This window comes from Sphingopyxis sp. (assembly GCF_035565275.1).
Lineage (GTDB): Bacteria > Pseudomonadota > Alphaproteobacteria > Sphingomonadales > Sphingomonadaceae > Sphingopyxis.
Map to the genome: position 1 here is coordinate 1 of NZ_DATMST010000009.1, position 12478 is coordinate 12478.

Annotated in this window: 7 protein-coding genes; 3 read left to right on the forward strand and 4 right to left on the reverse strand. The window is 64.9% G+C overall.

What is annotated here, in order from left to right:
- A partial coding sequence (locus VN047_RS00525; RefSeq protein ID WP_325538953.1) for a PLP-dependent aminotransferase family protein occupies positions 1–999 on the forward strand: 999 nt, incomplete at its 5' end.
- Between the two features lie 20 nt (positions 1000–1019).
- On the opposite strand, the gene VN047_RS00530 is transcribed toward VN047_RS00525, so the two are convergent.
- The 4 genes from VN047_RS00530 to VN047_RS00545 form a co-directional block, all read right to left on the reverse strand.
- A complete protein-coding gene (locus VN047_RS00530; protein ID WP_325538954.1) occupies positions 1020–3059 on the reverse strand; it encodes a glycoside hydrolase family 97 protein in 2040 nt (679 codons plus the stop codon).
- Positions 3052–4701 carry an alpha-amylase family glycosyl hydrolase gene (locus tag VN047_RS00535; RefSeq protein ID WP_414712642.1) on the reverse strand — a complete coding sequence of 550 codons (1650 nt, stop codon included), beginning with the start codon at positions 4699–4701 and terminating at the stop codon, positions 3052–3054. Before VN047_RS00535 ends, VN047_RS00530 begins: the two co-directional genes overlap by 8 nt.
- Before the next feature lie 12 nt (positions 4702–4713).
- Positions 4714–6519 (reverse strand): alpha-amylase family glycosyl hydrolase, encoded by a 1806-nt coding sequence (locus VN047_RS00540; RefSeq protein WP_325538956.1) that lies wholly within the window; start codon positions 6517–6519, stop codon positions 4714–4716.
- A gap of 87 nt (positions 6520–6606) precedes the next feature.
- Positions 6607–9372, reverse strand: coding sequence for a TonB-dependent receptor (locus VN047_RS00545; RefSeq protein ID WP_325538957.1), 2766 nt, complete (start codon positions 9370–9372; stop codon positions 6607–6609).
- Between the two features lie 323 nt (positions 9373–9695).
- On the opposite strand from VN047_RS00545, the gene VN047_RS00550 reads away from it, so the two are divergent.
- Together VN047_RS00550 and VN047_RS00555 are read left to right on the forward strand one after the other, a co-directional pair.
- Entirely contained in the window at positions 9696–10730 is a 1035-nt protein-coding gene (locus VN047_RS00550) for a LacI family DNA-binding transcriptional regulator (RefSeq protein ID WP_325538958.1), read from the forward strand.
- A 120-nt stretch (positions 10731–10850) separates the two neighbouring features.
- Positions 10851–12365 (forward strand): MFS transporter, encoded by a 1515-nt coding sequence (locus VN047_RS00555; RefSeq protein ID WP_325538959.1) that lies wholly within the window; start codon positions 10851–10853, stop codon positions 12363–12365.
- Positions 12366–12478 lie beyond the last annotated feature (113 nt).

The following is a 12478-nucleotide window of genomic DNA, read 5'->3' on the forward strand; positions in this document are numbered from 1 at the left end:
GACGGCGGCGCCCGGCTGCACTATCAGCGTCCGGGCGGCGGTACGGCGGACCGCGAAACCGGCGCCGAACTGATTGCGCGCTCGGGTCTGACCTCCGATCCCGAGCAGGTGATCGTCACCGCGGGCGCGCAGAACGGGCTGCACGCCATCGCATCGGCGATACTGAAACCGGGCGACCGGGTCGCGTGCGGCCGCTACATCTATCCCGGCTTCCGCGCGATCGCGCGGCGGATCGGCGTTACGCTCGTCCCGCTCGCGGAAATTACCGCCGCCGCGCTGGAAGCCGCGCATTCCGCCGCGCCGCTCCGCGCGCTTTACGTCGTCCCCACCAACGACAATCCGACGACCGTGACCCTGACGGTCAAGGACCGGCGCGAAATTGCCGCGTGGGCACGGGACACGAGGGTCGGGATCATCGAGGACGACGCCTATGCGCTGCTGCCCGGCGCACAGATTCCCGCGATCGCCAGCTTCGCGCCCGACATCAGCTGGTATGTCGCCAGCGTGTCCAAGACCCTGTCGCCCGCATTGCGCGTCGGGTTCGTCCGCGCACCGGGCGTGGCCGAGGCGATGGCGCTCGCGTTGTGGCAGCATGAAAGCGCGGTGATGGCGCCGCCGCTGAACGTCGCAATGATCTCGCTCTGGCTCGCCGACGGCAGTTTCGACCGCCTTGTCGACGCGGTCCGCAGGGAAGCGATGTGGCGGCAGAAGCTCGCTCGCACGGTGCTGGGCGAGGGGCGCCATGCCGCCGATCCGCAGGGCTATCACCTCTGGCTGTCGCTGCCTGACGACAGCAACCCCGACCTGTTCGCTGCCGCGCTCACGCTCGACGGGCTGTCGGCGGTACCCTCGGACCGGTTCGCGGTCACCGGGGATGCACCAAAGGCAATGCGCGTTTCGCTCGGCGGCGCGATCGACCGGCGCGGCCTGTCGCGCGCGCTGCACCGGCTCGCCGCGCAGCTATGGTCGCCCGGCGGTCAGGTCAGTCATATCGTCTGAAACCACCGATTGGATTGCGGCTACTTCCCCGGATGAAGGCGGATCGCCGCCCCGCCGCCGGGGGCGAGCCACAGCTTGTACGTGTCGCCCTTCTTCACCCTGATCGTTTCATAGGCGATCCGGTGGCGCGCGTCGGTGAGATAGGTCGCGCCCTCGCCGTCCTTCCAGATCGTCGCGGTGTAGCTCCTGCCCGCGTCGAGGAAATCGAAGTTCAGCGTCAGCGTGCGTTCGGTCGCATCATTGACCCCGCCGACATACCAGTCGAGGCTATTGCGGTCCTTGCGCGCGAAGATCGCATAATCGCCGACCTCGCCCGCGATCAGCCGGCTGTCGGACCAGTCGGCGGGGACCTGCCTGATGAACTCCAGCTCGCGCGGGTGGGCTTCAAGGCTTTCGATAAAGTCGGCCGCCATCTGGATCGGCGAATAGATGGCGAGATACAGGCCGAGCTGCTTGGCGAGCGTCGAGGCGAACGGCGCCTTGTTCGATCCCTCGAGGCTCAGCACTCCCGGCGTATAATCCATCGGGCCCGACAGCATGCGCGTGTAGACCAGCGTCGGTTCATGATCGGGACCGCTGCCGAAGTTGCTCCAGGCATTATATTCCATGCCGCGCGCTCCCTCGCGCGCAACCCAATTGGGATAGGTGCGCCGCAGCCCGGTATCCTTGACCGGCTCGTGCGGGTTGACCGCGATCTTGTACTTCGCCGCGGTCTGGACGACCTTCAGATGGTGCTGCACCTGCCGCTGGCCGTCGTGCCATTCCATGCGTGTCTGGTCCGGCGTGTCGCCCGGCGCGACGATACCGCCGGCGTCGGCGACATAGCCGGTCTTCACTGCCTTGACCCCGAGCTGGCCGTACAGCTTCATCGCGTCTTCGAGCTGCTGCTCATAGACCGCGATATTGCCGCCGGTCTCGTGATGGCCGATCAGCGTCACGCCCTTTTTCCGCGCGTAGTCGGTGACCGCTTTCAGGTCGAAATCGGGATAAGCCTCGGTGAAGCTGAATTCGTCACCATGCCCGAACCAGTTGCCGTTCCAGCCCTTGTTCCAGCCCTCGACGAGCACGCCGCCAAAGCCGTGCTTCGCCGCGAAGTCGATATATTGCTTGGTGCGCTCGGTGGTCGCACCATGCTCCGGCCCTTCGGCCCAGCTCCACGGCCCGCGGATCATTCCCCACCAGATGCCGATATATTTCATCGGCTTGACCCAGCTCACGTCGCCGAGCTTGTTGGGTTCGTTGAGGTTGAGTTCGAGGTCGCTTTCGACCAGCCCCGCCGCATCGTCGGCGATGCGGATCGTGCGCCACGGCGTGTTGAACGGCAGGTCGCGGATCACGCGCGGTCCGCGCGAAGAAGGCGACAGCGTCGAGCGGAACTTGCGCCCCTCGACACGCTTCAGCCACATGCCCGAATAATCGACGAGCGCCGCCTCGTGGAACGCGAGATGCGTGCCGTCGGCGAGGCGCATCGTGATCGGCGTGTGCGCGGTGGCGACCGCATCGATCGGCGTCTTCTGGTAGATTTGCTCGTAGCGGTTCCATTCGCCGCCAGTGATCCACCAGGCCGTGCCTTCGGGCGCGATGTCGAATTCGGTGACCTCGTCGGCGATTTTCGCGGTCTTCAGCCCGGCTTGCCCGGGCAGTTCGTAGCGAAAGCCGATGCCGTCGTCGAAGAGGCGGAAACGGACATTGATCATATGCCCGCCCCAGCTTTCATGCTGGCGGAAGCGGACGAGCAGTTCGTTGTAGTGATTGCGCACAAAGCGGCGCTCGCCCCACGGCAATTCCCATTTCTCGTCGGCACCGCCCGTCTCCGCGCCGTCGATGCGGAACCCGCGCTGCAGGCCGATGCCGTCGGTCAGCAGGAAGCCGAGCTTCGACGGCGCGATGAGCAGCTTGCCCTTGCGCGACAGCGACCAGATCGGCCGCTCGTCGGTGTCGGTCGCAACCGTCAGCACGAGACCGCCATCGGGCGACGCGGCGGTTTGCGAGGGCCGGGCGTCCTGCGCCATGGCGGGCGCGGCTGCGACCAGCGAGAAAGCGGCGATCAGGCTACGCATCATTTTTTCCTTCGAGATTGAGCCACAGCACGCCGCACGGCGGCAGCACCATTGCCTCCGCGCCGTTAAGGGCGACCAGTTCCGCGCCCGCCGCGCGATGCGCCGCGATATCGATCGTCCCGGCGCCCAGATTGAACAGGCAGCGGACGTGCCGGTTCCCGGCGATACGGTCGAACGCAAGCAAATCGCCTTCGGCAACCCAGCGATCATCGCGGCCAAGCCGCAGCGCCGGGTTTGCGGCGCGCAAGCCGACGAGCCGGCGCGTCAGGTTGAGCAAGGAGGCCTCGTCCACCTGCTGACGATCGACCGCGAGATCGCGGTGCGCGGGGCCAAGCGGCAGCCACGGATCAGCGGCGGAAAAGCCGGCGTTATCCTCCGCCGCGGCCCACGGCAGCGGGGTCCGCGCGCCGTCGCGCGAGAGCGTCAGCGGCCAGTTCTTGAGCGCTTCGGGATCTTTCACCAGCTCGAACGGGATCTCGACCTGATCGAGCCCCAGCTCCTCGCCGTTATAGATGATGATATTGCCGCGCAGCGCGCAGAGCAGCGCCATCTTCATCCGCGCATAGGCCGCCGGATCGACGCCTTCGGGGGTCCAGCGCGACACCGCGCGCGGCGCATCGTGATTCTCGAACGCCCAGCTCGGCCAGCCGAGCCCCGGCGTGTCGGGCCATTGTTCGGCCGCCTCGCGCACGAGCTGCGGCGTCAGGCGGTCGGCGTAGAGAAAGTCGAAGCCGTAGGCGCTGTTGAGCCGGCTTGTCCCCGCAGTGAACAGCTTCATCTCGCGCACCGCATCATCGCCGCCTACTTCGGCGACGGTGAAACTGCCCGGATATTGATCGGTCAGCGCGCGGATGCGTTCGAGGAACAGCGCGATGTCAGGGTGCGACTGGTTATGGATTTTCTGCTGGAAATCGAACGGCCGCGTGCGGACCTTGTTCGACGGCGGCGCGGGCGGGTTGTCGCGAAGTTCAGGGTCGTGCATCGAGAAATTGATCGCATCGATGCGAAAGCCGTCGACGCCGCGGTCGAGCCAGAAACGCACGACGCCGAGCAGCGCATCCTGCACCTCGCGGTTGTGGACGTTGAGCTGCGGCTGGGTGCCGAGGAAATTGTGCATATAATATTGGCCGCGCCGCGCATCCCACGTCCACGCCGGGCCGCCGAACACCGACTGCCAGTTGGTCGGCGGCGACCCGTCGGGTTTGGCATCGGCCCAGACATACCAGTCGGCCTTGTCATTCTCGCGGCTCGCGCGGCTTTCCCCGAACCAGACGTGCCGGTCCGAGGTGTGCGCGAAGACGAGGTCGGTGGTGACCTTCAGCCCCAGCGCATGCGCTCGTGCCACCAGCGCGTCGAAATCGTCGAGCGTGCCGAAGATCGGATCGACCCCGCAATAGTCGGCGATGTCGTAACCGAAATCGTCCATCGGCGAGGGATAGAAGGGCGACAGCCAGATCGCGTCGACACCGAGCGAGGCGATATAGTCGAGGCGCGCGGCGATACCGGCGAGGTCGCCGATGCCGTCGCCGTTCGAATCGGCGAAGCTGCGCGGATAAACCTGATAGATCACCGCGCCCTTCCACCAGGGCGGGGCGGCGACGTTCAAGGGGTCTTCCTGAATTAGGGGCTGGTTCGTCGTCACGCGGGCTTTCGCTTATTCGCTGGCCTGGCAGATGATCGTGCCGAAGGCGGGGAGGGAAAGACGGAGGCTGCCCGGCGCGGCAGGCGTTGCCGGGCAGTCGCCGTGGAGCGCGGTAAAGCCCGCGCTTTTCATATCGATGGCAATGTTCGCCGACAATCGCTCTGCAGACGTATTGAAGGCCAGCAGCACCTCGCGCCCCGTATCGGGATCGAAGCGCGATACCGCGAGCAGGCCCGGCTTTTCGGAAAAGGCGCGCACCTTTGTCGTGCCGCGGGTCAAGGCCGGGGTCTTGCGGCGGATTTCGGACAGCGCCGCGATATGGCGATAGAGCGGGTGCGCGGGATCGAAATTGGCGACCGCGGTCGTCGCGTCGCTGCCGATCAGGTCGTTATCATTATAGGCGGCGACCTTTGAAGCGAACATATTCTCGCGCGCGAGCTGGTCCTTGTCGTCGGAGACGAACCCTTGCTCGTCGCCATAATAGATCGTCGGCACGCCGCGCAGCGTCAGCAGCAAACTATGGCCCAGCATCACGCGCTGGAGCAGTTCGGCCTCGCTCGCACCCGGGTTCGCCGCCTTCACGAACATCGCAAGGCGGCCCATGTCGTGGTTGCCGAGGAACGTGGGCAGCTGAAGTGCCGCAGCCGCGCCGCCCTTGTAGAGCAGGTCGCCGTCGAACAGCTTCGCAAACTGATCGGTCCCCTTCGTGCCGCTCACCGCATCGATCGCGGCGCGCGCGAAGGCGAAGTCGAGCACGGCGGGCAATCCCGCCGCATGCGTGTGCCACGCGAGCGCGCCCGGATCGACCGCGTCGATATAGACTTCGCCGAAGATGTGGAAATTGGGGATACCGCGCGCCTTCGCGCGCGCCTGCATCGCGGGCACGAACGCCTGCCAGAATTCGGGATTCACATGTTTCGCGGTATCGATGCGAAAGCCGTCGATACCGAATTCATCGATCCAGCGGCCAAAGATGTCGATGAAACCCTCGACGACGCGCGGATTTTCAGTCGCGAGATCGTCGAGCCCGGCAAAGTCGCCATAAAGTGCCGACTCGCCGACCCAGTCGCTGTTGCCGCGATTGTGGTAATAGGCAGGATCGTTGAGCCAGGCCGGGACCTTCACGTGCTCCTCGCCCTTCGGTACGACGGGTGTATAGGCGAAAGCCGGATCGGTCAGTTTCTTCCAGTTTTCGGTATCGGCGACATGGTCGCCCGCGAAACCCGGGTTGATCGGCGCACCGCCGATCCCGCCGCGCCGCGAAAAGGGATAGTCGGCGATCGCGCGATAGGGGAACGATTCGGCCTCGCCTTCCGCGTAGCGAATGACATCCGCAGTATGGTTCGCGATGATGTCCATATAGACCTTCATCCCGCGCCTGTGCGCGGCATCGACGAAGGCCTTGAATTCGGCATTGGTCCCGAAGTGCGGGTCGACCTGCGTGAAATCGGTAACCCAATAGCCATGATAGCCCGCGCTCTCGTCGCCCTTCGGGCCCTGCACCGGCTTGTTTCTGAAGATCGGCGCGAACCAGATCGCCGTCGTCCCCATCCCCTGAATATAGTCGAGCCGCTTCGTCAGGCCCGCAAGGTCGCCGCCATGGAAGAAGCCCTTCGCTGCGGGGTCGTAACCGGTCTGGAGCCGGTCGCCCTTCAGCCCGCCGCGATCGTTCTTCGGATCGCCGTTCTCGAAGCGGTCGGGAAGCACGAAATAGATGATCTCGTCCTCCGGCGGCCGCTGGCGATAATCCCCGGCGGTCCCAGCCGCGGGCGCAGCGCCCGCGAGGGTCAGCGCGACAATCGATGCAAAAAGGCTCATGTGGCCGCTCCTGCCGCGCCATGCTGCGCGATGAAGTTTCTGCGGATCGGCGGGCGAGCCGGTCTGCCGGCCCGCCCTCCCGGTACATCAGAACTTGTAGGTGATACCGGCCATGAAGTTGCGACCATAATTCTGATAGTCGCGGATCTGGCGCGGGTCGTTGTTGTAATAGGTCACGAACGGCTCGTTCGTGAGGTTCGATGCCTGGAGCAGGATTCCCAGCCCTTCGAGCGTACCGCTCTGGAACGTATAGCCGACCTGCGCATCGACGACGAACTCGCTCTTGGCCATGAACACGTCGCGGGCAAGGCTCAGGGTGGAAACCTCCGCCAGGAATTTCGAGCGATAGCGGCCCGAGGCGCGCACCTGGAAACCGTCCTTTTCGAAATAGGCGGTGCCGTTGATGACCCATTTCGACAGGCCGGGCATCGAAATCGGGTCGGGCCCGGTCTCGCGCACGCGGCTCTTGGTATAGGAGGCGCTACCGAGCACGCCAAAGCCGTCGAGCGCCTGCGTGAAGGTCGCGAACGGCAGCGAGAGCGATGCTTCGGCGCCGTAAACGCGACCGGCGTTCCCGTTCAGCCACTGCCGGCTGACCCCGGCACGCGTGCCGACCGAGCCGCCATCGGGAACCTCGAATTGCGAGAAGTCGAACGGATTGACCTGACGGTAGACATAATTTTCGAGATATTTGTAGAAGCCGCCGACCGACACATAGCCGCCCTGCCCGAAATATTTCTCGAGCCCGACATCCACCGTATCAGCCATCAGCGGACGCAGTTTCGCATTGCCCAGATCGAGCGACCAGGGCGAGTCGGCGGGATTGGTGTTGTCGCGTTTCGTCACATCGAAATTGACACCGCCGCCGGGCTTCAGCTGGTCCATGCGCGCCCGCGCCAGCACACGCGCCGCGCCGAAGCGCAGGAAGGTGTTGTCGGCGAATTCGATCGACAGGTTCAGGCTCGGCAGGATGTCGGTATAGGTGTCGCCATCGGTGATCGGCGTCGACTGGGTCACGCCGCCGACGACCTGCGCATAGAAGCTCGAGCCCGTCTGGTCCGAATGGACGATCTGGACGCCGACGTTGCCGCGGACCGGCGTGCTTCCGGTATCGGCGTCGAAATTCGCCTGAACGAAGCCGGTCAGGACCTTTTCGCGGATCGTATAGTCGTTGAAGACGCGGGCCGGATCGAAGCCGGCGCCGTCGGTGAGCGTGTAGTTCCCGTCGTTGTAGAACCGCCAGCTGTCGAACGCGACCATGCCGGGGATGCCGATGAAATCGAGCGACACGGGGTCATCATAAAGATAGTCGGTGGGCACCGGCGTGTTGGCCGGATAATTTTTGCTGGTGAGCACGAAGCCGCGGTCGTCGAGACTCTTCTTGCGATCCGAATAATTGGCGCCGACGCGCAGGCTGCTGATAACGCCGTCCAGTTCCTGCGTCGCCTGCAGCCGCACCGATTTCAGCTCGTCCTTGATCCGCGGCGTGTTGATAAAGCCGTCCTGGCAATTGGGGACTGCTCCGCCGCAGTTGCTCCAGCCCTGCGGATCGGTGATCACGAACAGATCGGGATCGGTGTAGTCGAGCGACGGGTCGAAGATGATGCCGCCCTTGGGGCGCATTTCGAAACCCAGCGCGGTTTCGCGCGCACCGACGCCGGGCCCGCGGCCGGTACCGAGGTAGATTTCCAGATTTTCCTCGGTCTTCTTGAGCCGCGAATAACCAAGGTCGAGTTCAAGCGTCAGCTTTTCATTGGGCTTGAACCGGGTGTTCCAGCCGCCGGCGATGATGGTCGAGTTACGATGGACAACGTCGTTGCGCATCACGGCTTCGGTGCCCGTCCAGACACCCTTCGTCACGAGGCCGTCTTCGACCGTGAAACCCGGCTGCAACGTCGAATTGCCCCACGCGAGCGGGAACTCGATGCCGCGCAGGCGCTGCTCGTCCTTGAACCGCGACCAATATCCGTCGATCGTCGTGTGAAACTTGTCGCTCGGCTCCCACTCGACCACCGCCATCACGCCGTCGCGCTTGAGCTCGTTCGATTTAACATAGGGCTTGGCACCCCCGATGATGAACGCGGTGTTCGTGCCGTCTGTCGCCTCGGGATAGCCCCACGCGTTGAAGCGCTCCTCGGCCGTTGGCGACTGCATGCGCGCATAACCGATCGCCCAGCCGAGCGTACCGTCGGCATTCTGGTCGATATAGGAGATATTGGCGCGATAACCCTTGTTCGAAATATCGGGGTTGAGCTTGCCGAGATCGTTGATTTCAAAGCGGGCGCCCGCAGCGATCGCGCGCTTGCCGTAAGCGAGCGGACGCACCGTGCGCATGTCGATCGTGCCGCCAAGCGCCTGCCCGACCAGCGAGGCGTCGGGAGTCTTGTAGACAACAGCGCCATTGAGCAATTCGGAGGGGTATTGGTCGAGTTCGACCCCGCGATTGTTGCTCGCCGAAACCTGTTCGCGGCCGTTGAGCAGGGTCGTGGTGAAGTCAGGGGCGAGGCCGCGGATCGACACGACATTGGCTCGGCCGTCGAGACGCTGCGTCGCGAGACCCGGCAGGCGCGACAGCGATTCGGCGATCGACAGGTCGGGCAACTTGCCGATGTCTTCGGCCGAGACCACTTCGACGATCGAGGTGCTCGCCTTCTTCGCCTGCACCGAATTGTTGATCGCACCGCGGATGCCGCTGACGATGATTTCGCCGTCGACCGGCGCTTCGTCGACGGGTGCGGTCCCGGCGTCCTGCGCCAGCGCGGCGCCGGGCAGCAAGACGGTCAAGGCAAGGCCGAGCGCGATGGCGCTGGCACCCCGACGAAAATCGGGACGAAGGCTGTTGGATTTGGTCATTCGAAGTCCCCTGCTGCGACGGGCGGCCTGACCCGGGCGACAGCCAGAGGGGGCGGCGATCGCGCCGCGCAGCATCCTCTCGCTGAAGCCGCGGTTTTTCCCGTCGACGCATCGCAATTGGAGCCAATCGGCGGACGCGGCCAGTGGGTATACGTATACGCATATTATGCGTCCGGCCGGCCTGTCGCCCGAATGTCACGCTTTTTGCGGCGCAAAAGCGCCGTTTCGATCCGGTGCAAATTCTTGGCATTGACCGGGCCGATCGCTAGTGTCCGGACCCGGACCGTGGCCATTCGCAGAGCTGCGGCGGCAGGGAGAGACACATGGGGCGCCAGCCCTCGGCCAAGCCGACGAGTTTCGACATCGCCTATCTGGCGGGCGTGTCCCAGCCCACCGTGTCGCGCGCGCTGCGCGGCAGCAAATCGGTCAGCGCCGCGACCCGTGCCAACATCGAACGCATCGCGCGCGAGCTCAATTACACGGTCGACAAAAACGCCTCGAGCCTGCGCTCGCAGCGCACGCATACGCTTGCGCTACTCTTTTTCGAGGACCCGACCCCCGACGAATCGATGATCAACCCCTTTTTCCTGTCGATGCTGGGGTCGATCACGCGCGAATGCGCGCGGCGCGGTTATGATCTGCTGATCAGTTTCCAGCAGATGCACAACGACTGGCACGTCACCTATCAGGACAGCCACCGGTCCGACGGGATCATCCTGCTCGGCTATGGCGACTATCAGCTTTACCTCACCAAGCTCGAACACCTCGTCGAGATGGGGACGAAATTCGTGCGCTGGGGATCGGTCTCCGACGACGGCATCGGGCTGACGGTCGGATCGGACAATGTCGGCGCCGGCGAGCAGGCGGGGGCGCATCTGGTCGAGATCGGGCGGCGACGCATCGCCTTTCTGGGCGACGCATCGGACCATGCGCCCGAATTCCAGGATCGCTATAACGGGTTTTGCCGCGCGCTGCGCGCCGCCGGGCTCGATCCCGACCCGGCGCTGCAACATGATGCGGTGTCTTCGGAGGATTCGGGCTATGCGGCGGCACGGTCACTGCTCGCGAGCGGCGCGACCTTCGACGCGATCTTCGCCGCGAGCGACCTGATCGCGATCGGCGCGATGCGGGCCCTTGCCGAGGCGGGGCTACGCCTGCCGCAGGACGTCGCGATCATCGGTTTCGACGACATTCCCGCCGCCAGCCTGACCTCGCCGACGCTGACCACCGTCATGCAGGATATGAAGGGCGCGGGAACGCTGCTCGTTGACGCGCTGCTCGCGCGGATCGACGACCGTCCGGTCGAACAACGGGTTTTGCCCGCGCGCCTGATCCGGCGCCAGAGCACCACGGTTTGATCCCCGATCCGCTGCTACGTATTCGTATACCTGACCGCACGATACTTGCCCTGCCCAGCGCACGCTGCGACACCCTCGACCGACGAGAGCCGCGAACGGCGGCCCGGTGGGAGACGCGTGATGGACAAGCCGCGACAGGGCTTTGCCGGCCTGTGGAACATCAGCTTCGGCTTTTTCGGCATCCAGATCGGCTTCGCGCTGCAAAATGCGAACATGAGCCGCATCTTCCAGTCGCTTGGCGAGGATATCGAAAAGCTTCCCGGCCTCTGGGTGGCCGCGCCGCTCACCGGCCTGCTTGTCCAGCCGGTCATCGGCCATATGAGCGACCGGACCTGGCTCGGCCGCCTCGGGCGGCGGCGCCCCTATTTCCTTGCCGGCGCGATCCTTGCCGCGATCGCCTTGTTCGTGATGCCCGAAAGCCCCGCGATCTGGTTCGCCGCGATGATGCTGTGGATCCTCGACGCCTCGCTCAACATTTCGATGGAGCCCTTTCGCGCCTTTGTCGGCGACATGCTGCGCAAGGACCAGCACAGCATCGGCTATGCCGTGCAGACCGCCTTCATCGGAGCGGGCGCGGTCGTCGGATCGCTTTTCCCCACGCTGATGGAGGCGATGGGGGTCGCCAATGTCGCGCCGCCGGGACAGATCCCCGACACCGTGCGTTATGCCTTCTGGTTCGGCGGGCTGGCACTGTTCCTGTCGGTGCTGTGGACGGTCGTCTTGACGCGCGAATATGACCCCGCCGAAATGGCGGCGTATGAGCGCGACACGATCGCCGAAGCGCCCGCCGTCCGTGCGCTTGGCTCGCATAATTATGCGACGAGCCTCGGATGGATTGCCGGGGGGGTTGCCGTCGTCGTCATCCGGATCGAATTCGCGCTGCTGCGCGAGGTGCTGCTGCTCGGCGCGCTGCTGATCGGATACGGCCTCGCGAGCATGCTCGCCATCGCGCTCGCCCGCGCGGGCAGCGAGACGAACATGCTCTCCAGCATCGTCGGCGATTTCGCCGGAATGCCCGAGTTGATGAAGCGCCTCGCGCTCGTCCAGTTCTTCAGCTGGTCAGCGCTGTTCATCATGTGGATCAACACGACGCCGATCGTCGCCCAATATCATTTCGGTTCGGCCGATGCCGCGAGCGGTGCTTACCAGCAGGCAGGCAACTGGGTCGGCGAGCTGTTCGCGGTCTACAACGCCGTTGCGGCGGTCGCCGCGCTGACGCTGCTGCCCTGGCTCTCGGCCCGGATCGGACAGGCGCGCACGCATATCGTCGGGCTCGTTTGCGGTGCGATCGGTTACGGCAGCTTCTTCATCCTGCGCGACCCGACGCACCTGATCGCCAGCGAAATCTTCATCGGCATCTTCTGGGCATCGGTGCTCGCCATGCCTTACGCGATGCTCGCGACCAGCCTGCCGCAGGCGAAGCTTGGCATCTATATGGGGCTGTTCAACGTCTTCGTCGTCATCCCGCAGTTGCTGGTAGCGACCGTGATGGGGTCGATCATGACGGCCTTTTTCCCCGGCGAGCCGATCTATACGATGGCGTTTGCGGCGGCGACACTGCTGCTCGCCGCGCTGGCCATGCTGCGTGTCGTGCCGCTCACCCCTGCACCCCCGCCCCGGGCGGCGGCCACCTAGGTCGACCAGCCGCCCGCGAGCGCGCGGAACAGCGCGATCTGGCGCCGCGAAATCTGTCCGTCCTGCGCGGCGAGCACGGCTTCGGTCTCCGCAAACGTCCGTTCGGCGTCGAG

Coding starts and splice junctions, on each gene's coding strand:
- VN047_RS00555 (WP_325538959.1), top strand. CDS start 10,851: ATGGACAAGCCGCGACAGGGCTTTGCCGGCCTGTGGAACATCAGCTTC.
- VN047_RS00540 (WP_325538956.1), bottom strand. CDS start 6,519: ATGAGCCTTTTTGCATCGATTGTCGCGCTGACCCTCGCGGGCGCTGCG.
- VN047_RS00545 (WP_325538957.1), bottom strand. CDS start 9,372: ATGACCAAATCCAACAGCCTTCGTCCCGATTTTCGTCGGGGTGCCAGC.
- VN047_RS00550 (WP_325538958.1), top strand. CDS start 9,696: ATGGGGCGCCAGCCCTCGGCCAAGCCGACGAGTTTCGACATCGCCTAT.
- VN047_RS00530 (WP_325538954.1), bottom strand. CDS start 3,059: ATGCGTAGCCTGATCGCCGCTTTCTCGCTGGTCGCAGCCGCGCCCGCC.